Below are 23,891 nucleotides of genomic sequence, written 5' to 3' on the forward strand. Positions count from 1 at the left end.
CGGCCGCCTCACCGCACCAGCAGGTTCAGGTTGAAGGTGGCGTCCGGCAGCCGTTTCACGGTGATCTTCGAGTACTCCAGGGTGGTGACCTCCTGGGGCCGGATGGCGTCGCGGATCACCATGCGGCTGACGAACGGGATCTCCTCGCCCCGGTACCGGACGCGGTTCCTGTACTCGAACTCCGCGGTCTTGAACAGCTTCCCGCTCACCGTGTAGAACTCGGCCCGGACGCCAACCAGGCGGGACTTGCTCACCCAGTACTTGATCCGGTCGTAGGTCACCTTCTTGTTGCGGGCCCTGAGATCGAGCACGTAGCAGTCCTCCCCGTTCACGGCCTCCTCGCCCACGATCACCCCATCGTAGTCCCCCGAGTAGTTGGTGCTGGCGATGTCGCCGTTGGCCGCCTGGCCCATGAGCTTCTGGCGGGGGCTGATGGGCACGGGTTTGGACACCCCCGGCTTGATGAACCACATGTTCCGGCCCACCATCAGGAGCTTCTGGCCCTTGACCCGGGGCGGGGCCGTGAACGTGGCCAACACGTCCTCGTTGCGGGCCTTCACCTCCAGGGTCTGCTTCCGGGTCCGACCCCGCTCCACCGAGGTCATCTTCACGGTCCACACCATGCCCGGCAGCTTGCCCCGGGCCCGGTCGGCCCTCTCCAGCACCTGGCGGGGCGACAGGGCCGCGCCGGCCGCGGCGGCCGCGAACACCAGGGCCGCCGCGGCGGCCCACACAGCGGGTCTTCGATTCATGGCGGTACCCCCTTTACTCGGTTCGGTTCTCCTCCCCCACGATCCGGCCGTCTTCGAGGCGGATCAGGCGCTTGACCTGGTCGAGCAGCCGGGGGTCGTGGGTGGAGAAGATGAAGGTGGTCCCTTGCTCGTCGTTGAGTTGGCGCATCAGTTCGATGATCCGGTGGCTGGTCTCCGAGTCCAGGTTGGCCGTGGGCTCGTCCGCGATCACGATCTGCGGATCGGTCACCAGGGCCCGGGCGATGGCGACCCTCTGGCGCTGACCCCCGCTCATCTTGTCGGGCCGGTGATGCACGAACTGTTGGAGCTCCACCTGCTCGAGCCGGTGGAGGGCCTTCTCCTTCACCCGCTTGGCGGGCTCCCCCCGGATCTGCAGGGGGAGCATCACGTTCTCCAGGGCCGAGAGCACCGGCACCAGGTTGAAGTTCTGGAAGATGAACCCGATGTGCCGGTTGCGCAGATCGGCCTTCTCGTTCTCGGACAGGCCGGCGACGTCCGCGCCGCCCACCTTCACCGTGCCGGCCGTGGGCTCGTCGATCACCCCGATCAGGTTGAGCAGACTGGTCTTGCCGCTGCCCGAGGGGCCCCACACGGCCACGAACTCGCCGGTGTCCACCGACAGGTCCACCCCCCGCAGGGCGTGGACCCGGGTCTCGCCGAGCCGGTACACCTTCTCGACCGCGGTCAGTTCCACCAGTGCCACAGGCGTCTCTCCGTTGTGAGTTCGGTCGCCGGTCCTCGGTCTACGGTCGTCGCTCGGGGACCTTCGGCCGCCCTCCCGCCCGTTTCGGCACGAACGCCCCCGGGCTCAAGGCCCGGGCGACCACTCCTCGCCGGGGGGCAAGGGCTCGAAGAAGGCGGCCGCCGCCTCGTCGGAGACCCGCTCGAGGTCCGGCGGGTCCCACCGGGGCCGGCCGTCCCGGTCCTCGAGCACGGCCCGCACGCCCTCGCAGAAGTCGCGGGCCGCCAGGAACCGGCACACCAGACGGTACTCCATGGCCAGGCACGATGCCAGGTCCAGGCTTCGGCCTCGCCGCAGGGCCTCCCACGTCACCTTCAGGCCGGTGGGGGACTTGCGCAGAAGGTCCTCCCGGGTGCGGCGGGCCCAATCCGAGCCCTCCCGGGCCATGAGCGCAAGCTCTTCCAGCACCTCGTCCAACCGCCGCTGCCCGAAGGCGCGTTCGATCTCGGCGCGGCGATCCCACAGGGGCGCCGGGCCGGCCGGGCCGGAGAGGCCCTCCAGTGCTTGGCCCACCTCGGCCCGCGTCCCCGCGTGGGCGAGCGCCTCTCGAAGTCTCGGCAGCCGGTCGCGGGGAACGAAGTGGGTGGCGAGCCCCAAGGCCAGGGCATCGCCCGGCCCCACGGCCGCCCCGGTCAGCCCCAGGAACGGGCCGAAGGCGGCGGGGAGGCGGGGGAGGAGGTACGAGGCGCCCACGTCCGGGAAGAACCCGATCCCGGTCTCGGGCATGGCGATCCGGGTGGCCTCGGTGGCGACCCGGTGGAAGCCGTGGACCGAGATCCCCACCCCCCCGCCCATGGTGACGCCGTCCATCAGGGCCAGGTAGGGCTTGGGAAAACGGTGGATGGCCAGGTTCAGCCGGTACTCCTCCAGGAAGAACGCCCGGGTCTCGGGGGCGAGCCCCGCTTCCCGGAGCCGGCACACCGCGCGCACGTCGCCCCCGGCGCAGAAGGCCCGCCCGCCCTCCCCCTCGGTCACGACCAGCCCCACGGCAGGGTCCGCCTCCCAGCCCCGGAGCGCGGCCGTCATCGCCCGGACCATGGGCAGGGTCAGGGCGTTGAGCCGGTCGGGGCGGCTCAACGTGAGCCACCCGGCCCGCCCCCGGCGTTCGGCCCGAAGATGCTCGGCGGTCATGGGAGTTTGGGGCCTTCGGCCCGCTTGCAGGCTGGACGGCCCAGAACCTCTCTTGTGTCCTGACGGTTGCTAGTGGCGCTCGTCATCGGTGGGTGGTTTGGGGCCTGCGGCCCGCTGGGCAGCTAGGCGGCCGGGCGGCTCTCGAACCGCGCCAAAGCCGAGAGGCCTGCCGAAGCCTCCCAGCCCAAAGACTGGGCAGTATAACGCAAGCCGCGGAAACGAACAGGGACGTGCCCGTTGCGTGGGCCGCGGCCCGGCGGGTATGCTCGGGTCATGAACCGATCCGACGGCGTACGGCTTCTGCTGCTCGACTGCGACGGGGTCCTGATCCGGTCCGAACGGGCGAACCTGGCCTATTACAACCACCTGTTCCGGGCGTTCGGCCTGCCCGAGGTGGCCGAGGACGACCCGGAGGCCCTGGCGCGGCTCCACACCCTGTCGACCCCCCAGGTGATCGAGGCGTTCTTCCCGCCCGAGGTGCGCGACGAGGCCCGGGCCTTTGCCGAGGGGCTCGACTACCGCCGGTTCCTTCCCCTGCTGGAGCCCGAGCCGGGGTGGCGCGAGGTGCTGGCGCGCCGCCGCGGGTTCCAGCGGGTCGCCGTGGCCACCAACCGGGGGCGCAGCGCCCACGAGGTGCTCGCGAGCGTGGGGCTGCTGGACCTGGTCGACCGGGTGGTCACGGTGCGCGACGTGGCCCGGCCCAAGCCCCACCCGGATCTGCTCCTGCGGGCCCTGGACCTGTTCGAATGCTCCGCCCCGGAGGCCCTGTACGTGGGCGACTCGGAGCTCGACCGGCGCGCGGCCCGGGCCGCCGGGGTGGCGTTCCTGGGATTTCGCACCCCGTTTCCGCCTTCCGCGGGATCGGCCGGCGAGGTGGCGGCCTTCCTTGCCAACCACGGAACCCCTGGTACCCTTCCCGGCGGTGTGTCCCCATCCCTTGTCCGGTGAAGGAGGCGGAGATGAGCCAGAAGGACATGTTCCACACGTCCGACAACGTACTCAAGCGGGGTTGCCAAGTGTCCGAAGAGGACATTGAGCTGTGTCCTTGTGGATCGAAAAAGTCCTTTAGCAAATGTCACGGTGCCCCCTGTGAGTGCGGATCGGGTAAACCCAAATTCAAGTGCTGTCACACCGACGATTTCTGAGGGCCCGGACACGGGGGGCGTGAGCCCCCCGTCCTCCCCCGGGGCCCAGGCATCCCCCATGCCCAAACGCGTGCTGGTGGTGGAGGACAGCGAGTTTCTGGGGCGCCTGGTGGCGGACCGGCTCGCTGCCCGGGGATACGAGTGCACCCTGGCCGCCGACGGGCTGGAGGGGCTTCGGCGGTTCACCGACGAGCTGCCGGACGCCGTCGTCCTCGACCTGAACCTGCCCCGGCTCCACGGCCTGGACGTCCTGCGGCAGATCAAGCGGATCCGCCCCGAGACCGTGGTGGTCGTGCTCACCGGCCACGGATCGGAGCGCACGGCCATGAAGGCCCTGCGCCTGGGGGCCAACGACTACATCACCAAGCCGTTCCGGGAGGACATCCTCCTGCGCTCCCTCCGGATCCACCTGGAGCGGGCCGAGCTCCAGGCCTACATCCACTCCGAGGCGCCCCTGCCCCCCCGGGTCGAGGCCCAGGTCCTGGCCCGGGTGTTCTTCGAGGCGCCCGCCGCCATCCTCCATGTGGACCCCGACAACCGGGTGGTGGCGGCCAACCGGGCCGCCGCACGGCTGCTGGCCCGCCGGATCGAAGAGCTGGTGGGCGCGCCGGTGGAGGGGTTCGTGTGCCCCGAGCTCCGGTGCCGGTGGATGGACCGGGTGCGCGAGGAGGCGTCGGCACCCGGGGGGTACGAGGGCGAGGTGTACATGGAGGGCCCCACGGGCCGGTTCCCCGCGGCCGTGGCCGGGGTGGAGCGGCCCGAACCGGGGCACCTGATCCTGGCCCTCCGGGATCTGACCCACCAGAAGGCCCTGGAGAAGCGGTATCTGGAGTCCAAGAAGCTGGCCAGCCTGGGCCGGGTTGTGGAGGGGGTGGCCCACGAGGTCCGGAACCCTCTCATCTCCATCGGGGGGTTTGCCCGCAAGCTGCGTCGCCGGCTGGACGGCCAACCCGAGAGCCGATACCTGGACGTGATCGTCAGCGAGGTCGAGCGGCTGGAGAGGATGGTCCAGGACATCGAGGACTACGTGGCCTTCAGCCGGGAGCACCGGTCCCGGTTCGAGCCGGTGGATCTGCGCGAGATCGTGCAGCAGTGCGTGGACCGTTGGAAAGGCCGGGCCGAGGCCCAGGGGGTGCGGGTCCGGTTCGACAAGCCGGAGGACCTGCCGCAGGTGTACGGCGACCGCAACCTGCTCGCGGAGCTGTTCGGGGGCCTGGTGGAGAACGCCATCGAGGCCATGCCCACCGGCGGGGACCTCACCGTGGACTTCCGCCCCGTGGAGAACTGGGTGCAGGTGCGCATCCGGGACACCGGCGTGGGCATCGACCCCGATGACCTGGAGGAGATCTTCGACCCGTTCTTCACCTCCAAGACCTCGGGCACCGGCCTGGGGCTGGCCAAGGCCCACCTGATCGTGGAGGAGCACGCCGGCACCATCGAGTTCGAGAGTCGGCGGGGTCAGGGCACCGTATGCACGGTGGCCCTGCCGGTGGACCGACGCCGGATCCCCCGGGGAGGGTCGGCGTGAGCGGCCCGGGCCGGTTTGTGCTGTTCGGACCGCCGGAGCAGGCGGAGACCCTGGCCCGGGGGTTGCGGGACCTGGGCCTGGGCGTCGAGGTGTGCCAGGACCTGGAGTCGTTCACCGGCAGCCTGCTTGGGGCCCGGCCCGCGGCCGTGGTGCTGTGGCACGAGCTGGAGCCCGAGGTCCGGGACCTGGCGGCCCAGTTCGTGGGCCACCACTACGTGTGCGGGGAGTGCCCGGCGTTGATGGTGGTGCGCTCGGCAGGGGAGGTGCCGCCCCCCGGCTGGATGCCGGTGGAGGCCCCGCCCGACCCGGTGCAGATCCGGGACGCGGCAGCCCAGGCCCGGGAGCAGGGGCGGATCGGTCCGCGGACCATCCCGCGGATCCTGGTGGTGGACGACGACCAGAGCGTGGTCCTGCTGGGGTCCCACATCGTGACCAGCCTCGGCATGATCCCGCTGGTGGCCTTCGACGGCCGCGAGGCGGTGGAGAAGGTGGGGCGGTTCCAGCCCGACCTGGTGCTGCTCGACATCAACATGCCGGGCATGGACGGGTTCCAGGTGATCGAGACCCTCAAGGCCGACCCGCGCACCGCCTTGACCCCGATCATCGTGTTCTCGGCCCGCACCGAGGACACCGACAAGGTGCGGGCCCTGCGCCTGGGCGCCGACGACTACGTGACCAAACCGTTCAGCATCCCCGAGCTCTCGGCCCGGATCGACCGGCTGCTCCGCCGCACCCAGGCGGGGCTCAGCGCCTCGAGCACCACCGGCCTGCCCGGCAGCGTCACGATCGAGCAGGTGATCGCCGAGCGGCTGGCCCAGGGCCGGCCGTTGGCGGTGCTCTACGCCGACGCCGACCACTTCAAGGCGTTCAACGACCGCTACGGGTTCGCCCGGGGGGACGGGGTGATCCGCCAGATCGCCGACCTCCTGCTCGAGGCCGTGCGGGACCTGGGCAGCCCCGACGACTTCGTCGGCCACGTGGGCGGCGACGACTTCGTGGTGGTCACCCATCCCGACCGGGCCGAGGCCGTGGCCCAGAGGATCGTGGAGCGGTTCGACCGGGTGATCCCCCTCTACTACGACCCGGAGGATCGGGCCCGGGGCCGGATCGAGACCAAGGACCGTCGGGGCCGGGTGACCCGGTTTCCCCTGATGACCCTTTCGGTGGCCGTGGTCACCAACGAGGCCCGGCCGTTCGCCCACGTGGGCGAGATCGCGGACGTGGCCGCCCAGCTCAAGGGGTATGCCAAGTCGAAACCGGGAAGCCTCTGGGTCAAGGACCAGCGCACCAATGGGAAGGGCGGGTAGGGCGGCCGGCCTGGGGGGGCGTACCGGGTGGGCCGTGGCAGTGGCCCTGTTGGCCCTCGCCCCGACGGCGGCCGCCGACGTGTACCGGTCGGACGGGCCGGGGGGAACCCCCCTGTTCACCGATGCCCCCACGGCTCCGGGGTGCCGCCTGGTGATCCGCACCGAGCCCCCCCGGGTCCCCTGGCGCGAGGCGGTGGAGCGGACCGCCCCCCGCCACGGGCTCGACCCGCTGCTGGTGCGGGCCGTCATCCAGGTGGAGTCGGCCGAGAACCCCCGGGCCGTCTCGCCGAAGGGGGCGGTGGGTCTCATGCAGCTCATGCCCCGCACCGCGCGGGAGCTCGGGGTGCTCGACCCCTACCACCCCCGGGACAACGTGCAGGGCGGCATGGCCTACCTGGCCCGGCTCCTCGACCGGTACGGCGGGAACCTGGCGCTGGCCCTGGCCGCCTACAACGCCGGCCCGGCCGCAGTGGATCGGTACGGCGGGGTCCCCCCGTACCCCGAGACCCGGCGGTTCGTGGACCGGGTGCTCGGCCTGTACCGACGTGCCAAAGGGGTTGACTTGCGGGGGGCGAATGTGGATACTACGCAGCCTGACGACGGGCGGGAATAACTCAGTGGTAGAGTGCGACCTTGCCAAGGTCGAAGTCGCGGGTTCGAATCCCGTTTCCCGCTCCATCGAAGCTCAAACCCCCGGGCGTTTTGCCCGGGGGTTTTTCCGTTCGTGGGGCGCCCCGATTTGTAGGGTGCCCTGACCCATCCCCTTCCCAAAGCCCGTCGCCCCCGACGGACAGGATCTGACCGCCATTCCCCCGTTTCGGTTTCCCCCGAGGTTGCCGAACCCGCGGGGGTTCCCGTACCATGGCGAGCCTCCGTTCAGCGGGAGGGGAGCCACCATGGCGGAGGAATCGGATCGGAACACCACGAGCGGCCACCCATAGCGCCCTTTGGGCGCGGGGTGGCCGCTCGTCCGTCTGGGGGGCGGCAACCGGCGGCAACATTGCCGCCCTGGCCCCGGGGGCCCGCCCTGCCGGAGCATGGCATCGGCTCGCGGGGCCTTGCTCTTTCGGGGCGGGCGGCTTCGCACGGGGTGCCGGGCGGCGTTCCCGGCACCCGACCTTTGCCGGGGCGACGGCGTGCGGCAAGAATCGAGGCAACGGAGGGATCCATGGCTCAGGGACTTCTCGTGTCGGTGGGAGGCACGGCCGAGCCGGTGGCCGCGGCCGTGGCCGAGCACCGGCCCCAGGTAGTGTGCTTCTTCTGCTCCGAACGGTCGGTGGAGAAGCTCGGCGAGATCCGGTCTCTGGTGGCCGCTCGGGGGCTCGACTACCGCTCCCGGGTGCAGATGGTGCAAGACCCCGAGGACCTGACCCGGTGCTATGCCGACGCGCTGCGGGCGGCCGACCTGCTGGAGGCCGAGGGGGTGTCGCCGGAGGCGGTGGTGGTGGACTACACCGGCGGCACCAAGACCATGAGCGCGGCCCTGGCGCTGGCCACCGTGGGGCGGGGGTATCGGTTCTCCTACGTGGGCGGCGACCGCCGCAACAAGGGAGGGCTCGGCGTGGTCCAGACCGGCACGGAGCGGGTCCGCACCGGGTGGAGCCCCTGGCGGCTGTTCGCGGTGGAGGAGAAGCGGCTCTTCTCGGGGCTGTTCAACCGCCACCTCTACGGCTCGGCCGCCGAGGTGCTGGAACGGGCCCTGGGCCACGACCCGGAGGAGCGGCGGCTCCTGGAGGGGCTCTTGCAACTCACCCGGGGGTACCAGCACTGGGACGCGTTTCGCCATGCCCAGGCCAAGGAGTGCCTGCGCGAGGGGGTGGAGCGCATCGAGGAGTGGGCCGCGTACCGGTCCGACGCCGGTTACCGGGAGGTCGGCGAGACGGCCCGTGCGAACCTGGAGTTCCTGAACCGCCTTCAGCAGGGCACCCGCGGGTTCCGCCGCCGTCACCGGCTGCAGGTGATCGACCTCCTGGCCAACGCCCGGCGCCGGGCCGAGGTGGGCCGCCACGACGACGCGGTGGCCCGCCTGTACCGGGCCCTGGAGCTCCTGGGTCAGATCGCGTTCGAGGAGGCGTTCGGGTGCGAGACCGGCGCCGCACCCACCGAAAAACTGCCCGAGACCCTTCGCGAAACCTATCGGGAGAGGTATTGGAGCGAGGAGAAAGGGGCGTGCCAGATTCCCCTCATGGCGGCTTTCGTGGCCCTGGCCGAGGCGGGGCGGCCCGAGGGGCTACACCTGCGGGAACGGGCAGAGGAGTTCAAGGCGCTCCTCTACGCCCGCAATCACTCGATCCTGGCTCACGGGTTCGAGCCGGTGAAGCCCGACCTCCCGCGGCGGTTCGAGGCCCTGCTGCGGGAGACCTTCGGTCTGACGGACGCCCTCGTGTTTCCACGCATGCCCTGAGGCATAGGGCGGCCCGCGGCCGCCGGACAAGCGACGCCGGGAACGACCGACGACGCGGGGGCTTGGGCGACGACGGCGGTCCGAACGCCGGATGTCCGGCGCGCACGGCGCGCCCCATGGGGTTCCGTCCGAACGTCCGAACGTCCAAGCGTCCGAACCGACCCAAAGGGAGCGAAGGGATGATGCCAAGCGACCTGCCCCACGAGCTCTACCGTTTCGTGCTGGAGCCGTTGGAGTCCATGCGGCTTCCCACGTACAAGGGCTCCACCTTCCGGGGCGTGTTCGGCCACAGCCTGCGGAAGGTGGCCTGCGCCCTGCGCGACGAGCGCTGCCCCACCTGCCTGGTGCGCTCCACCTGCACGTACCAGCGCGTGTTTGAAACCCAGGTGGACCGCGCCGACGGGCCGAAACCGGGGGTGAATCGGGCCCCCCACCCCTACGTTCTGGTGCCGCCCCTGGGCGAGGAACGCGAGGTGGGGCCGGGCCAGGAGCTCGCCTGCACCCTGCTCCTCATGGGCCCGGCCCGGGGTACCCTGCCGTACCTGGTGTACACCTTCCACGACGTGGGGCGCCGGGGGCTCACGCGCGAGCGAAAGCCCCTGGCGCTTCGCCGGGTCGAGGCCCTCGGGGCCCAGGGCTGGCGTACCGTGTACGCCGAGGGCTGGGAGGCCCTGGCCGAGCCTGCCGTGGAGGCGCCCGCGCCGAAGGTCCCGAACCGGGCCGACGGCCGGGTGGTCGTGCAGTTCATCACCCCGGTGAGGCTCAAGCGAAACGGCCGGCTCGTTCGCGAGCTCTCGGCTGACGACCTCCTGGTGGCGCTCGCCCGGCGGTGGGGCGACCTGGCACGCTACTACGGCGGCGGCATCGACCCGGAGCCGGGTGTAAAGGCGATCCTGGGGCTGCGGGGCCGGGTGCGGTTCGGCCGTTGCGAGCTACGGTGGCTCGACTGGACCCGGTACTCGAACCGCCAGCAAAGCCGGATGCAGCTCGGCGGCGTGGTAGGGCGGGCGGAGATCGAGGGCGACGTGGCCGAGCTCGTGCCGTGGCTCGGCTGGGCCGAGCGGTTTCACCTGGGCAAGGCCACCTCGTTCGGCCTGGGCCGGCTGGGGATCGAAAGGGAGGACTCCGATGCGTGAGCCGCTACACACCATCCTGTGCACCGTGGGGACGAGCCTCGTGGGCCACATCACCCCAGCGGCCGGGCGGCCCTCGGCGCTGCCTGACGTGGCTGAGGCGTGGTCCGAAGGGGACTTCGAGGCCGTGGCTCGCCGGGTGGCCGCGCTCGGGCCCGACGACCGCCGCACCGGTGCCGAACTCCAGTCCCTCTACGACCTGGTGGCCCGGGGACATGCCCGGCCGGATGCGCGGATCGAGCTGTTCCACTCGGCCACCCCCGACGGCCGCGCCGCGGCCCGGGTCGTGGCCGAAGTCCTTCGCCGACGGGGGCACCCCGTGGAGCTCCACGAGGTGGAGCACCTCCAGGACGCCGATCCCAAGCGGTTCCGGTCGAAGGGGCTCCGGGTCCTGGTCAAGCTCCTGTGCCGCGCGGTGCGGGCCTGGGGCACCGCGGGCACCGGCATCGACGCGACCGGGGGCTACAAGGCCCAGATCGCGGTGGCCGTGGTGATCGGCCAGGCCCTGGGCGTGCCGGTGTTCTACCGTCACGAGCGGTTTCCCGAGGTGATCTCGTTTCCGCCCCTCCCGGTGAGCCTCGACTACGGCCTGTGGATGCGCTGGAGCGGGGTGCTGGCGGCCCTGGACCGGGGCGAGTGGGTCCGGTGGCTCGACGTGGCCGACGACTGGGAACCGGTGATGGAGACTATGGTCGAGCGGGTGGCGCTGGAGGAATCGGAGTTCCTCGACCTCTCGGCGATGGGCCAGGTGTTCCACGAGGCGTTTCGCCACCGGTTCCGAAGCGAGGCCGACCGGCTCCTGCCTCCCCCGGCGACGCAGAAGTCGCAGCCGCGTCTTACCGACCACGCCTGGGGCGGGGCCCGGACCCGGATCGGGGCGCTGCTTGCTCGGGTCGTGGACGACACGCCCTACGTCACGTCATGCCGCACCCACTACTGGAACCCAGATCTCCCGTCGGCGTGTCTGTTCCGGCTGCGGGGGGAAGGGATCGAAGGTGTCTGGAGCGACGGAACCTGGACCGTGAAGTTCTGGGTGGACACCACCGCCGTCACCCCGGGCCAGCGGGAGGCCTGCGTGGCCGATCTGAACGCCCGGGTCGCGCAGTGGCGGTAGCGCCCACGGTGGACCGCGGGCGCAGGGGAGGGCGAAACATGGAACGCGATCTGTATTTCGTGGCTTACGACGTTTGCGATCAACGAAGGCTCCATCAGGCGCACAAGGTCGTCGTCTCGTACGCCACCGGCGGGCAGAAATCCGCGTACGAGTGCTTCTTGACCGAGGCGGAGCGGGAGCGGCTCGTGGACGAGCTGTCGGAGGCCCTCGACCTGGCCAAGGACCGGGCCCACTTGGTGCGGCTGCGGCGCAACTGTCGGGTGACCTGCCTCGGCAAGGCCGTTCCGCCCCAGGATCCGGACTTCTTCTTCGTGGGGGGGTGACCGTGGGCACGCTGGTCGTGGACTCCAGCGTGGACGAGGTGCGGCGCGACGGCCAGACCCTCACCCTCTACAAGGGCGGAAAACTCCAGGGCCGGGTGCCGGTGCCCCCCCTGGAGCGGGTGGTGTTCCAGGGGGGCCTGCGGGTGGACACCCGGGCCCTCCACCTGCTGGCCGATCAGGGGGTGAGCGTCCACTTCCTCTCGGGGCGCCACGGCCAGTGGCGGGCCACCCTGGTGGGGCAGGCGCACAACGACGCCGGTGTTCGGATGGGGCAGTTCGCCGCGTACCACCACGGCCCTACCCGGTTGGCGATCGCCCGGGAGATCGTGGAGCGAAAGCTTCGGGCCCAGGCCGACAACCTGCTCCTGTGGACCGAGGGGTCGCGCCCCGCCGATGCCAAGGCGTGTCGGGCGGCGGCCGCGGGCATCCTCGAGATCGCCGCGAGGGTGCCGGCGGCCTCGGCGGAGTCGCTGCTCGGTCACGAAGGGGCGGCGGCCCGGGCCTACTTCGACGCCCTGGCCCGGGTGGTTCCGGCTTCGTACGGGTTCGCCGGGCGGACCCGCCGGCCTCCCACCGATCCGGTCAACGCTCTGTTGAGCTTGGGCTACACCCTGCTCCACGCCGAGTGGGAGCGCCTGGTGCGCCTCGTTGGCCTGGACCCGGCCGTGGGCTTCTACCACGCCCTGGAGTTCGGCCGTCCGTCCCTCGTGTGCGACCTGGTGGAGCCGTGGCGGCCCGCCTACGACCGGTGGGTGGTGCAGCAACTGCGGGAGCGCGCGTTCCGGTCCACCGATTTCGCCCGCGGCGGGGCCCGGGCCGGCTGCTGGTTGAAGCCGGCTGCGAGAAAGCGCTTCTACCTCGGGTTCGAAGGCTGGGCCCAGCCGTTGCGGGGCGCGTGGAGAACCGAGGCCCGGGACCTGGCCGCCCGGCTGGCCGAGCGGGCGGCCGAGGCGCGGGCGGCGGAGGCGCCCGGGCACGACACGGCGTGAACGGGTGGGTCGGTCCGTAGGGTTCGGGACCGGGGAGGTGGAACGCAATGGCCGACCGTGCGCGAACGAGGACGAAACAGACCGCCCCGCGGGACGGGGTGCTCCTGTGCACCCTGGGCACCACGTGGCTCGTGGTGCCGGAGATTCTGGGCTACCTGGATCCCGAGCGGTACCGGGTGTACCCGGCTTCGTGGTGGCGCGAGCGGGCGCCGGCCGGGGTGGGACCCCCGGCCGAGGTGTGGGCGGTCACCACTCTGGGCGATCTGGCCTTGGCCGGGGTGAACGCGCTGCGGCGGTACTGGGACCTCCTGGGGCCCGGCGCGCCGGCGCTGCACGTGTTCGCCCCCGAGGGGGTCGAGGACGTGGCCGGCGCCCCCGAAGACGACCCCATGGCCGAGCTGATCTATCGCTTGGGTCTGGCCGCCCGGGCCACCGGGGGGACCACCCTCTACAGCCTGGCGGGCGGCCGCAAGACCATGTCGAGCCTGCTCCAGAAGGCCGCGGGCGTGTTCGGGGCCGAGCGGGTGTTCCACGTGGCCTCGACCGGGGCGGCGGACCAGGAGACCCGCGGCATCGGGCCGGAGGACCTGGCCGCACACGGGCTCCCGCGCCGTGTCGCCGAAGGCATCCAGCCGGTGGACCTCGGCGGCGAGGAGCCCTTCGAAGGTCTCGATTGGCGCCTCGAGGGCATGGAGCCGGTCGTGCCCGGGCGGTTCCCGGTGGAGGGGACGGGCTCGGCCGAGGGGGTCACGATCGTGAGGGGGCTCGACGGCTCCCTGTACCGGGAGGTGGAGTCCCGACGGCGCGAGGCGCAACGGATCGCGGGGAACTACTTCCTGCACCTCCTGGGCCAGGACGCCCGGGAGAACTTCCGGAGCCTCTACCGACTGCCGGCCTCCCGCATCCGGGCCCTGCGGGAGGACCGGCTGGGCGCCGACCCCCGCCGCCGCGACGAGGAGCTTGCGTGGCTGCGGCGACTGCCCAAGGCGGACTTGCACTGTCACCTGGGCGGGGCGGCCCGGCCCGACGATCTCCCCCGGCTCGCCCGGGCCGCGGCAGCCGACGCCGGAGACGCCTTTGCCGAAGCCGAGGCGGCCGCAGCCGATCTAATGGCGTGGTTTCGGCGCACCCCCCCGGCCGCGGAGCGCGGGGCCGAGGCTCGGCAGCGGATCCGGGAGGCCAGGGTGGGGGCGGGGCTCCCGCCCCAAGCGTTCACCGCGGCGGTGATCCTGGGGCTTTCGGCCGTGCCGGCGTGGCTCGACCTTCTGACGGACCCTTGGGCGGACAGGGGCGGATCGGCCGAGGACCGGCTCCGGACCTATTTCGCGGCCGGCGACCTCCAGGGGAGTTCTTTGCTCCAGGGGCCGCGGGCCATCGCCGAGGCCTGCCGGCTTCTCGTGGAGCGGGCGGCCGCCGACCGGGTGCGCTACCTCGAGGTCCGGTGCTCCCCGGCCAACCTGACCCGCGGGGGCCTTACGGCCGCCGAGGCCCTCGAGGCCATCCGGGCCGGGTTCCGCGCCGCGTGCGCGAGCGTGCCCGGGGCGCCCCGGGTCGAACTCTTGCTGATCGGCACGCGCCACAAGGACCCGGAGAAGTTCGCGACCCATGTCGCGCTCGCCACGGCCGACCACGACGGCCAGAGCCCCCGGGTCGTCGGGTTCGACGTGGCGGGCGACGAGTCCACGAAATCGCCCAAGGAGCTCCGGGACCGGTTCGAGCCGCTCTTCCGCCGGTGCCGCAAGATCACCATCCACGCGGGGGAGACCGAGCCGGTGGAGCGGGTGTGGGAGGCCGTGTACCACCTGAACGCCGACCGCATCGGCCACGGCCTCAAGCTCCTCGACCACCCCGAACTGCTCGCCCATTTCCGCGACCGGGGAACCGCCGTGGAGATGTGCCCCACCAGCAACGACCAGGTCGTGGGGTTCGCCGGCCCCCGCCGCCGGGACGGGCCGGTGTACCCCCTGGGCCAGTATCTGAAGCGGGGTGTGCGCGTCTGTGTCTGCACCGACAACCCGGGCCTGTCGCGCACCTCCTGGTCCGAGGAGCTGTGGGCGGCCGCGGCCATGACCCCCGGGGGCCTGAGTCGGTGGGACGTGCTCGCCCTGGTGCGCACCGGGTTTCAGGCCGCGTTCCTGCCGCTTCCCGACCGCGGTGATCTGCTGCGGCGGGTGGACGCCGAGGTGTACCGCACCCTCACGGAGGAGGTGCCATGAGCGAGCCCCGGACCGTGCTCGTGGCCCTGGCCGGGCTCACGCCCCAGGTGGTCACCGAGACCCTGTACGCCCTGTGGCGGGAGGGCGACGTGCCCTCCGAGATCCACGTGCTCACAACGCTTCCGGGCCGGCAGCGGGTGCGCGAGACCCTGCTCGACCCCCACCAGGGGGCGTTCTACCGGTTCTGCAGCGACTACGGCATCGACCACCGCCGGATCCGGTTCGACCTGGGCACGGTGCACGTGCTCGTCACGCCCGACGGCCGGCCGGTGGAGGACCTGCGCACGGCCCGTGAGAACGCGGCCGTGGCCGACCAGTTGGCCGGGTTCGTGCGCGACCTCGCGACCGACCCGGGGGTACGCATCCACGCCAGCCTCGCCGGGGGGCGAAAGACCATGACCTACTACCTGGGCTACGCCCTGTCGCTCTTCGGCCGGCCCGGCGACCGGCTGACCCACGTGCTCGTGTCGGAGGACTTTGAGGCCCACCCCGAGTTCTTCTACCCGCCGCCGCAGCCCGTGGATCTGCGGACCCGCGCGGACAAGCGCATTCGCACGGCCGACGCCCGGATCGACCTGGTGGACATCCCGTTCGTCCGGCTCCGGGAGTTCGTGCCGGCCGAGGTGCTCCGGGGCTCGTTTTCCGAGATAGTGGCCGGGGCCGAGCAGGCCCTGGCCGCCCGGTGCGGGGGGCTGCGGCTCGATCTGGACCCGGCCACCCACACCTTGTGGGCGGCGGGCCGGGAGTGCCGGCTTCGGCCCCAGGGGTTCGCGCTGTACCTGCACCTGGTGCTCGTGGCGGGTGAGACCGAAGAGCCCCTGCCGTTCCTCGAGCTGGTGGCCGAGCCGCGGGTCGAGGCCCTGTGGCCCGATCGGGCGAGGGAACTGGGTCTCCGGGGCGAGGAGGCCCGGGACCTGGCCGACCGCCTGGAGGCCCTGGCCCTGTCGAAGAAGGGCGACCGGAACTTCGTGTCGGCGGTGTCCAAGGTGAACCGGGCGCTTCGCGAGAGCTTGCCCCCGGCCGTGGCGGCCCGGCTAGAGATCCGCAGAGCCGGCCGGTCGCCGGTGCGCTACGCCGTGGGCATCGGCCCCGATGCGGTGCGGATCGTCCGAACCCGAGCCTCTTGAGCCCTCTAGCCTCCTAGCCCCCCAGCCTTCTAGCCTTTGAGCGGGCCGAAGGCCCGAGAAAGGGGGTGGCATCATGAAAAGCCTGTATCTCGTGGAAAGCGACGGGCTTGAGTTCGTGGGCGTCGAAGGCGGAGCCCTCCGGATCGAGCAGAAGGGCCGGGCGCCTTGGTACGTGCCGGCGGCCCGGGTGGAGCGGGCCGTCGTGTGGGGGAGCGTGCGCCTCGACACCGAGGCCCTGGGGCTGCTCCTGCGGCGCAACGTGCCGATCTCGTTCGTGGCCCGCGGCGGCGAGACCCTGGGCATCGTTTGGTCCCCGGCCGAGCGGCTTTCCCGGCCGGCGGTGCTCCTGGCTGCTCGCCGGGCCGATCCCGAGTGGCGCCAGGCCTACCGCCGCCGGCTCGACGCCTGGGTGCGCGAGGCTCGGCTCGACCTGGCCCGCCGCATCGACCCTGCCGCGGCCGAGCGGTGGTGCGAACGGGGGCTGCGGGGCCGCGACTGGCAGGCCTGGCGCCGGGCCCGGCTCGATCCCTTGGAGCCGGACGTGGACCCGGTGTGGCGGTACCTCCGGGGCCTGGTGTGGGAGATGGTCACGGCCCGGGTGCTCCGGGAGGGGTTCGACCCCCATGCCGGCGTCCTCGACGCCCGGCAGCGCTACGGGTTCGTGCGCGAGATGACCCGGCCGTTCGTGCCCTGGATCGACGGGTGCGTGCTGGCCGGGGCCCGGGCCGGGCTCCTCCGGGCCGGTCAGGAACCCTCGGGCGAGCTCACCCCGGCCCAACTGCGGCGCTGGACCGCCCGGTTCGAGGGCGACCGCGAGTGGCTCGATCGCGACCTCGGCCGCCGGCTTGGCGAGGTGGCCCGGCTCGCCCGGGACTGGCAGCCCAGCCTCGACGCCCGCAGGCCCCCGCGGGAACGGAGGGCGCCATGAACCGCAAGCTCTACCTCACCAGCTACGACATCCGCGACCCCCGGCGGCTCCAAAAGGTCCACCGGTTCTGTAAGGAGCGGGGCCTGGCCCTCCAGTACAGCGTGTTCGTGATGGAGGGCACCGACGCGGACCGCGGGTCCCTGGCGGCGGGGCTCGAGGAGCTCATCGACCCCGACGAGGACGACGTGCGCATCTACACCCTGCCCCAGGGCGTGGAGGTCGTGCCCATGGGCAAGGCCTCGCCGCTGCCCCCCGGTGTGGTGTTGGTGGGGGTGGGCGGCGCGGGGCGGCTGCTCGTGCCCGACGAGGCCCGGGCGGAATAGCGGCTGGGCAGACCGGCTCCGGCTTGCGAACGGGTCGACGGTTCCCCTATGATCGACAACCGCCGTTTGCAGGGAGGGGAAGATGGCGGGGACGGGGAGGAGACGACACACGCGGCCACGCGACGCACCCACCCGGGGCGCGCGCGTGGCCGTTTTCGTTTCGGGGCCTCCGGCAACCCACGGCAACATTGCCGGAGTGGCGGCGGCAGACCCGGATGCGCCACCGTAGGGGGGCCATCTTTCGGTAGGAGGAATCGGCATGACGAGCGAAACCGTACCGGTACTCGAAGTGGCCCTGGCGGGGCTGGTCCACGACGTGGGCAAATTCATGCAACGGGCCCACAAAGAGGCCGAACTCGGGACCCTGGCCCCCCACTCGGCCGAGGCGGAGGGCACGTACTGCCCCGTCACCCCCGACGGGCGCTACACCCACAGGCACGTGTTGTGGACCGACGCGTTCTGCGACTGGCTCAAAGCCGAGGTGGGCGCCCCGCCGGACCTGGACCTGGGGCTCGCCCAGCGCCTGGCCGTCTCCCACCACCGGCCCGACGGTTCCGGGGCCCACGAGGGGCTGGCCGCGTGCATCGCCGAGGGCGACCGGCTCTCCGCCGGCATGGACCGCCGGGCCGCCGAAGAGGACGCCAAGGGCCACCGGGCCCGCAACCAGCCCCTTCGAAGCCCCCTGGCCGCCGTGGCCCTGGGCCGAGGCGAGTCCCCCCAGCGGTTTCACCGGCTCGACGAGCTCCGGCCCGACACCGAAGGGCTCTACCCCGTAGGGGACGAGGAGGCGCTGGCGAAGGGGCTCCCCGAAGCCTACGCCCGCCTCTGGGAGCGGTTCCTGGCGGAGGCCAAGGGACTTCGGCGCTCGGCCACGGGTCGGCACTTCGTGGAGGGGGTGCAGGGGCTTCTCGAGCGGTTCACCTGGGCGATCCCAAGCTCCACCGTGGATCTTCCGGACATCTCCCTGTACGACCACTCCCACACCACAGCCGCGTTTGCGACCTGTCTGGCGGCCTATCACGGGAGTGGGGGCGGGATGGACCCCGCCCGCGTGCGCGACCGCGAGGCCCCGGCGTTTCGGATGGTGGTGGGAGACCTCTCGGGCATTCAGCGCACCTTGTTCACCTTGGCGAGCCAGGGGGCCAAAGGGGTGCCCAAGGTGCTCCGGGCCCGCTCGTTTCTGCTCGGTGCCGTTGTCGACGCGGTGGCCCAGGCGGTGCTCGGCCGTCTGGGGCTGCCCTGGCCGTGCCGCATCCAGTCGGCCGGCGGACGGTTCTGGATTCTCGCGCCCAACACCGAAGCCGTGGACGAGACGGTCAACGCGGTGGCCCGCGAGGTGAACGCCTGGCTCGCCCGGCGGTACCTGGGGGAACTGGGCCTGAACCTCGCCCTCACCGAGCCGCTCAGACCGGCCCAGTTCGTGGGGGAACGGTTCGCCGAGGTCCTCGATGCCGTGGGCCGAGCCGTGGACGAGGCCAAGGCCCGGCCGCTCCGGGGCGTGCCCACCGGACCGCTCGACGTGGCCTACCCCCACGGCCCCTGCAGCGTGTGTGACCAACGGCCCAGCGCAGAGGGCGAAGGGGGGCGGTGCGGGCCCTGCACCGAGGAGGAGCGGGTGGGCCGCAAGCTTCCGGCGGCCCGCTACCTCGTGTTTGGGCCCGAGAAGGAGCTCGACGGGGCGGGCCTTCAGCCGGTGTCGCTCCCGGCCGGCATGGGCTTGGCCCTCGTGGACCGCTCGCTCCCCCGGGAGACCCCGGCAGGGTGGCGGATCGAGGCGGTCAACGACGAGGATCCCGCCTACCCAAGGAGGTTCGTGGCGACCTCGGTGCCCTCGTGGGAGGGGGACGAGTGGCGCGACGATCCCCGGTACGCCGACCTCGCGGCCGCCCCCCCCGACGAGCGCCCGCGTCCCGGAGCGGTGAAGACCTTCGCCCATCTGGCGCGGGCGGCCCGCGAGGTGCGGGACGGGGCCGTGCGGGGCCGGGCCCTACTGGCCATCCTCAAGGCCGACGTGGACTATCTGGGGTTCGTGTTCGCCCGGGGCGTGCCGAAGGAGCGACAGAGCCTCAGCCGGTACGCCGCCCTTTCCCGGGGGCTTGACGTCTTCTTCACGGCCCACCTGCCGTGGCTCATCGAGAACGACGAGACGTTCGCCTCCACCTACACGGTGTACGCCGGGGGCGACGACCTGCTGCTCGTGGGGCCGTGGCGGCAGATGGCGCAGTTGGCCGGGCGGCTCGCCGAGGCGTTTCGGGCCTACGTGGGCGAGAACCCGAACCTCACCCTGTCGGCCGCCGTGTACCCCCTGAGCCCCGACGCCTCGCTCGCGCGGGCGGCCGTGGAGGCCGACGAGGCCCTCGACGAAGCCAAGGAGGGCGGCCGGGATCGCGTCTGGCTCTTCGGGCACGTGTTCCGGTGGGCCGAGTACCCGAAGGCGCGCGAAACAGCGGACATGCTGGTCCGTTGGGTCGACCAAAAGCTCCTCACCCGCGGCTTCGTGCGAAGGCTTCTCGAATACAGCCGCCGGCGGAAACGGGCGAGCACCCATCCGGCCGAGGCGGTGTGGCGGGCCCATCTGGCCTACGACCTCAAGCGGAATGTCAAGAACCCGGAGGACCGGGCCACCGTGCTCGAGCTCGTGGGGCTCGGCCCCGACCTGCGCTCCCGGGGCGATGCCCTCGAGATGCTGCCGGCCGCGGTCCAGTGGGCGCTCAACCGGCTTCGCACCTGATCCCATCCAGAAAAGGAGGGAAACGCCATGGCAAACGGAAGGTATGGACACCACCAAGGAAACCGTGGGGGCGGCCGCGGGGGCGACACCCTGCCTCGGCCCCAGCCGGTCACGTACTTCCGGAACGACAACCTGGACCCCGCGCTGGTGGACGAGGCGGCCCAGGACTGGGCCGAGCGTATCAAGTCCCTGAAGCCCACCCAGTTGCGCCGCTTTTTCGACGAGGTGCGGGCCATCGAGCGTCAGTTCGAGCTCGAGGCCCAGAAGAAGGGAGACCGCGAGGCGGCGTTCGCGGCGGTTCGCCCCCGGTTCAAGATGCTCAAGGCCCGGGCCGCCTACGCCAAGGGGAGGCTGGGCCGCAACATGCCCGACGATTTCCTTCAGTTCATGGTCAACCACACCCACGCCGTGCAGACGGCTCGGGACTTCGACGCCTTCCTGAAGCACTTCGAGGCGGTGGTGGCCTTCCACAAGTACCTTTCGCCCGAGCGCTGACCCGCGTTCCCGAGGAGGATGAACGATGGCCCTGATCGAAAAGCTCGTCGAGGTGCAAACCCTCACCGGAACCCTCTGCTGCCTGACCGGGCTCCACATCGGGGCGGGCAAAGAAGCCGTGGAGATCGGCGGCATGGACCTGCCCGTGGTGCGAAACCCCGTGACCAGCGAACCCGTGATCCCCGGCTCGTCGCTCAAAGGCAAGGTGCGCAGCCTCCTGGAGTGGCACCTGGGCAAGCTCGAGCCCGACGGGCGGCCCTGGGGCTGGGGGAACTTCGACTCCTACCCCGAAGACGACCCCATTTTGTGCGTGTTCGGCACCACCTGGAGGGGGTGGCAGGGCGGCCCGTCACGGGCCCTGTTCCGCGACGCCACCCTCGACCCCGCGTGGGTGGAGGAGGTCACCGCGAGGGGGTTGCCGCTGACCGAGGAGAAAACCGAGGTCACCATCGACCGGATCCGGGGCAAGGCCCTGGATGGGGGCCTCCACACCACCGAGCGCGTGCCGGCCGGGGCCCGGTTTCGGTTCGAGATCAACTACCGCGTGTTCTCCGTGGACGGCGACGGCGGCGCGGGCGACCGGGAGCGGTTCGACATCCTGCTCACCGGCTTCAAACTGCTCGAGCGCGACGCCCTGGGGGGGTGCGGCAGCCGCGGCTACGGCCGGGTGAAATTCGAAGGGCTCACCCTGGACGGCGAGTCGATTCAGGAGCGGTTCGAGGCGCTCAAGCCCGTGCCGGCGGCGGCCTGAAGACCCGGGAGTGGGGCGATGGGAATCCTCTGCTACCACCTGACCCTCGAGGGGCCGCTGGGCACGCCCGTGCGGTCGAACACCCTGTTCGGCCACCTGTGCTGGGCCCTGCGGCACCGTGACGGCGAAGGGGCCCTGACGGACTGGTTGGCCGACTTCGATGCGGCCCCGCTTCGCCTCTCCGACGCCTTCCCCGTGGGCGTCCTGCCTCGGCCCTTGGTGCGGCCGCTCGCCCCGGGCGAGCTCGACCGGTGGCTCGAGCGCCACGGCGGCGACGAGCTCGAGGCCCTATCCCGGCTCAAGCGGTTCCGGAAGCGCCGCTGGATCGCGGTGGACGACTTTCTGGCGCTCCGCCACGAGTACCGGGAAGACCGGCTGTACGACCGCTGGGTCGAGACCCCGGAAACGGCAGGCTCCGACGCGGGCGCCCGCACGGAACGGGTGGCCCACAACCAGATCGACCGGTGGACCGGCCGCACCCCGGAGACCGGGGGGCTCTACTTCCAGCACGACACCTGGTACGCGGGCGACGGGCCGCACCTGTGGGTGTTTGCCGACCCCGGAGCCCTCGGCGCCGACCGGTTGACCGAACTCATGACCCTCGTGGGCCGGGTGGGGTACGGCCGCGATGCCTCCACCGGCCGGGGCCGGTTCCGGGTGGAGCCGGCCGAACCGCCGGCCGGGCTGTTCGAGGGGGCCGGGAACCGGTGGATGACGCTTTCGCGGGGCGTGCTCACCCCCGGCATGGGCGAGCCCCGCTACCGGCTGGCCACCCATTACGGCCGGCTCGGGGCCGACCGGGCCACCGGCCAGCCGAGCCCGTTCAAACGGCCGATCCTTCTCGTGGAGCCCGGAAGCACCTTCTCGGGCGACGAGGGGCCGCACGGGGCCCTGCTGGACGGGGTGCACCCCTCGGTGGCCGATGTGCGGGAGAACGCCTACCACCTGTGTGTCCCCTTCACGGAGGCGATGTCATGACCACCCTGCGATACACGGGGCGGGTGCTGACCCCGGTGCACGTAGGCACGGGGGAGGCCATCGACCCCCTGGACTACGTGGTCGTGGACGACCGGTTGGTGCGGTTCAACGCCTCGGCCGTGCTGTCCGACCTGCCGGAGACCGAGAGGCAGCGCTTCGAGGGCATCCTGGACCGGGGCGATCTCAAGGAACTCCAAGCGTTCTTCCGGACCCACGTCGTGCCGGAGCGCCATGGAGTGACCTTGGTGCGGGCGGGGCGGGGCGTGGTCCGGCGGTTTGAGGATGCCATCGGTCGTCCCTTGCGCAGCCAACTGAAGGTGCGCCCGATGATCCGGAACCTCCACACCGGAAGGGCCTACCTGCCCGGGAGTTCCATCAAGGGAGCCATCCGCACCGCCCTGGTGAACCGGTTCGCGGCCGAGATGCCGGGATTGAAGGAGGCGCTCCGGAACGAACGTGCGGGCGCGCAGAAGGCCCGCAAGCTCGAACAAGAGGCTTTGAAGTACGACTTTCGGCGGCTCGAGCGTGACCCGCTTCGGACCCTCAAGGTCTCCGATGCCCACCTGCCCCCCGACTGCACCCAGGTGGACGAAGTGTTCAACGTCAAGCCAGAACGCCAGCAGGACATGCCCGTGGACATGTGGGAGCGCTGCCTCAGTCGGGCCGACAACGAGGTGGTCACCTTCAAGGTGGACATCCGGTTCGACGAGCACCTGTTCGACCACCCGCTGGCACGAAAGCACCTGGGCCGGCGGTTCACGTGGGACGACCTGGTAGAGGCCTGCAACGATTTCTACTGGGGGCGCCTCCTGGACGAGGACCGGCGGTTCTACCGGAACATGGCGAACGGCGGGAAGTTGATCCGCCCGATCGTGTTCGGCCCGTTCCTAGCGGCTGGAAACGGCGGGGCGAAACGTCCGGTCAAGCCCGCGGCGCCGAAGCTCCTCCTGAGGTTGGGGCGGTTCACCCAGTTCGAAAGCAAATCGGTCGACGGTCTTCGGGAGGGCTGGAATGTGCGCCGGCGGCAACCTATCCGCGAGGGCAGTACGAGGAACCTCGTCCCGGTCAAGGTGATGACGAGAAACGGCCTGCGCGAGGTGCGGATCCCCTTCGGGTGGGTCCTGCTGGAGCCGGAGGAGTGACCCGGGCGCTTCGGGCCGGGCGACCCACCCGTGTCTCCCGGCCCCATAGGGCGGCCCGTGGCCGCCGGACACGCGACGCTTGGGTTTGGCGCGTCGGCGTGGGACCGATACGGCGTGGGCGGTCCGAACGCTGGGTGTTCGGCGCGCGCGGCGCGCCCTATGCGCGGGGCGCCACGGGGTTCCCGTCCGCACGTCCACGCGTCCACGCGTCCGAACCGACAGCCATAGGGCGGCCCCTGGCCGCCGGACAGGGGATGCGCCGGGCGAGGAGCTTGACTCGGCCCCCCACCGTTGACGACTTGCGAGGTGTGGAACCAAACGGTGGGTGCGGGGCGGGGTTGGGAACGCTTGTCACATGCACACTTTCACAAACCCGTGCGTTTTGCAACATGTTGAAATGACTGCACTTTGTTCTCGACCCAAAAAGTCAAGTTGTTTTGCGCTGCGCGGAGATCCGTTTTATTCCGGACAGGCCCGACATGCGTCCTTGGAACTCTTTGGAATCATGGAGGAAAAAATGACGGTGCCTAGGAACCACTGACCTGATTCAGAAGGGATTGCGACGCCTTGGCCCGTGGGCCTTGGCCCGCCCCTGGCTAGGAACCACTGACCTGATTCAGAAGGGATTGCGA

At 71.5% G+C, this 23,891-nt stretch carries 21 protein-coding genes, 1 tRNA gene and 1 CRISPR repeat array (1 of these 23 cut by a window edge); of the genes, 19 read left to right on the forward strand and 3 right to left on the reverse strand.

What is annotated here, in order from left to right:
- Positions 1 to 8: 8 nt before the first annotated feature.
- The 3 genes from DEFCA_RS0116665 to DEFCA_RS0116675 all read right to left on the reverse strand — a co-directional run bounded on the left by DEFCA_RS0116665 (position 9) and on the right by DEFCA_RS0116675 (position 2,625).
- Entirely contained in the window at positions 9 to 752 is a 744-nt protein-coding gene (locus DEFCA_RS0116665) for an outer membrane lipoprotein-sorting protein (RefSeq protein WP_025324140.1), read from the reverse strand.
- A gap of 13 nt (positions 753 to 765) precedes the next feature.
- Positions 766 to 1,455 carry an ABC transporter ATP-binding protein gene (locus DEFCA_RS0116670; protein WP_025324141.1) on the reverse strand — a complete coding sequence of 230 codons (690 nt, stop codon included), beginning with the start codon at positions 1,453 to 1,455 and terminating at the stop codon, positions 766 to 768.
- A 105-nt stretch (positions 1,456 to 1,560) separates the two neighbouring features.
- Positions 1,561 to 2,625, reverse strand: a complete 1,065-nt coding sequence (locus tag DEFCA_RS0116675; protein WP_025324142.1) for an enoyl-CoA hydratase/isomerase family protein — start codon at positions 2,623 to 2,625, stop codon at positions 1,561 to 1,563.
- Between the two features lie 273 nt (positions 2,626 to 2,898).
- Between DEFCA_RS0116675 and DEFCA_RS0116680 the strand changes: the two genes are divergently transcribed.
- From DEFCA_RS0116680 to csm5, 19 genes are all read left to right on the forward strand, one after another.
- Complete coding sequence (locus DEFCA_RS0116680; RefSeq protein WP_025324143.1) at positions 2,899 to 3,573, forward strand: HAD family hydrolase; 675 nt, start codon at positions 2,899 to 2,901, stop codon at positions 3,571 to 3,573.
- 255 nt (positions 3,574 to 3,828) lie between these two features.
- A complete protein-coding gene (locus DEFCA_RS24420) occupies positions 3,829 to 5,298 on the forward strand; it encodes a hybrid sensor histidine kinase/response regulator (RefSeq protein WP_025324144.1) in 1,470 nt (489 codons plus the stop codon).
- A complete protein-coding gene (locus DEFCA_RS0116690; RefSeq protein WP_025324145.1) occupies positions 5,295 to 6,605 on the forward strand; it encodes a GGDEF domain-containing response regulator in 1,311 nt (436 codons plus the stop codon). Before DEFCA_RS24420 ends, DEFCA_RS0116690 begins: the two co-directional genes overlap by 4 nt.
- Entirely contained in the window at positions 6,589 to 7,218 is a 630-nt protein-coding gene (locus DEFCA_RS21025) for a lytic transglycosylase domain-containing protein (protein WP_025324146.1), read from the forward strand. Before DEFCA_RS0116690 ends, DEFCA_RS21025 begins: the two co-directional genes overlap by 17 nt.
- Positions 7,209 to 7,283 (forward strand) — tRNA-Gly (locus DEFCA_RS0116700). Before DEFCA_RS21025 ends, DEFCA_RS0116700 begins: the two co-directional genes overlap by 10 nt.
- A 490-nt stretch (positions 7,284 to 7,773) precedes the next feature.
- A complete protein-coding gene (locus DEFCA_RS0116705; RefSeq protein ID WP_025324147.1) occupies positions 7,774 to 9,009 on the forward strand; it encodes a TIGR02710 family CRISPR-associated CARF protein in 1,236 nt (411 codons plus the stop codon).
- A gap of 179 nt (positions 9,010 to 9,188) precedes the next feature.
- A complete protein-coding gene (gene cas6 / locus DEFCA_RS24425; RefSeq protein WP_025324148.1) occupies positions 9,189 to 10,145 on the forward strand; it encodes a CRISPR system precrRNA processing endoribonuclease RAMP protein Cas6 in 957 nt (318 codons plus the stop codon).
- A complete protein-coding gene (locus tag DEFCA_RS21030) occupies positions 10,138 to 11,256 on the forward strand; it encodes a putative CRISPR-associated protein (RefSeq protein ID WP_025324149.1) in 1,119 nt (372 codons plus the stop codon). The genes cas6 and DEFCA_RS21030 overlap by 8 nt, the downstream gene beginning before the upstream one ends.
- Before the next feature lie 38 nt (positions 11,257 to 11,294).
- Positions 11,295 to 11,579, forward strand: a complete 285-nt coding sequence (locus DEFCA_RS0116720) for a CRISPR-associated endonuclease Cas2 (RefSeq protein ID WP_025324150.1) — start codon at positions 11,295 to 11,297, stop codon at positions 11,577 to 11,579.
- A 2-nt stretch (positions 11,580 to 11,581) separates the two neighbouring features.
- Positions 11,582 to 12,568 (forward strand): CRISPR-associated endonuclease Cas1, encoded by a 987-nt coding sequence (cas1, locus tag DEFCA_RS0116725; RefSeq protein ID WP_025324151.1) that lies wholly within the window; start codon positions 11,582 to 11,584, stop codon positions 12,566 to 12,568.
- Positions 12,569 to 12,615: 47 nt separating this feature from the next.
- Entirely contained in the window at positions 12,616 to 14,784 is a 2,169-nt protein-coding gene (locus DEFCA_RS0116730; protein WP_169709632.1) for a CRISPR-associated ring nuclease, read from the forward strand.
- The gene (csm6, locus tag DEFCA_RS0116735; RefSeq protein WP_025324153.1) at positions 14,781 to 15,911 is read left to right on the forward strand and encodes a CRISPR-associated ring nuclease Csm6; all 1,131 of its coding nucleotides are present in this window, start codon (positions 14,781 to 14,783) and stop codon (positions 15,909 to 15,911) included. Before DEFCA_RS0116730 ends, csm6 begins: the two co-directional genes overlap by 4 nt.
- 73 nt (positions 15,912 to 15,984) lie before the next feature.
- Positions 15,985 to 16,839, forward strand: coding sequence for a CRISPR-associated endonuclease Cas1 (locus tag DEFCA_RS0116740; RefSeq protein ID WP_025324154.1), 855 nt, complete (start codon positions 15,985 to 15,987; stop codon positions 16,837 to 16,839).
- Positions 16,836 to 17,162: a CRISPR-associated endonuclease Cas2 gene (gene cas2, locus DEFCA_RS0116745; RefSeq protein WP_025324155.1), complete on the forward strand. Its 327-nt coding sequence runs from the start codon at positions 16,836 to 16,838 to the stop codon at positions 17,160 to 17,162. Before DEFCA_RS0116740 ends, cas2 begins: the two co-directional genes overlap by 4 nt.
- 259 nt (positions 17,163 to 17,421) lie before the next feature.
- On the forward strand, positions 17,422 to 19,893 hold the full coding sequence (cas10, locus tag DEFCA_RS0116750; protein WP_025324156.1) for a type III-A CRISPR-associated protein Cas10/Csm1: 2,472 nt from the start codon (positions 17,422 to 17,424) through the stop codon (positions 19,891 to 19,893).
- Positions 19,894 to 19,920: 27 nt separating this feature from the next.
- Complete coding sequence (csm2, locus tag DEFCA_RS0116755; RefSeq protein WP_025324157.1) at positions 19,921 to 20,388, forward strand: type III-A CRISPR-associated protein Csm2; 468 nt, start codon at positions 19,921 to 19,923, stop codon at positions 20,386 to 20,388.
- Positions 20,389 to 20,413: 25 nt separating this feature from the next.
- Positions 20,414 to 21,139 carry a type III-A CRISPR-associated RAMP protein Csm3 gene (gene csm3 / locus DEFCA_RS0116760; RefSeq protein ID WP_025324158.1) on the forward strand — a complete coding sequence of 242 codons (726 nt, stop codon included), beginning with the start codon at positions 20,414 to 20,416 and terminating at the stop codon, positions 21,137 to 21,139.
- 18 nt (positions 21,140 to 21,157) lie between these two features.
- Entirely contained in the window at positions 21,158 to 22,117 is a 960-nt protein-coding gene (gene csm4, locus DEFCA_RS0116765; protein WP_025324159.1) for a type III-A CRISPR-associated RAMP protein Csm4, read from the forward strand.
- Entirely contained in the window at positions 22,114 to 23,259 is a 1,146-nt protein-coding gene (csm5, locus tag DEFCA_RS0116770; protein WP_025324160.1) for a type III-A CRISPR-associated RAMP protein Csm5, read from the forward strand. The genes csm4 and csm5 overlap by 4 nt, the downstream gene beginning before the upstream one ends.
- Positions 23,260 to 23,787: 528 nt before the next feature.
- Positions 23,788 to 23,891: direct repeats of the CRISPR family, unit length 36 nt; unit sequence TAGGAACCACTGACCTGATTCAGAAGGGATTGCGAC (it continues 1,731 nt past the right edge of the window).

It is taken from the genome of Deferrisoma camini S3R1 (genome assembly GCF_000526155.1).
GTDB classification, from domain to species: domain Bacteria; phylum Desulfobacterota; class Deferrisomatia; order Deferrisomatales; family Deferrisomataceae; genus Deferrisoma; species Deferrisoma camini.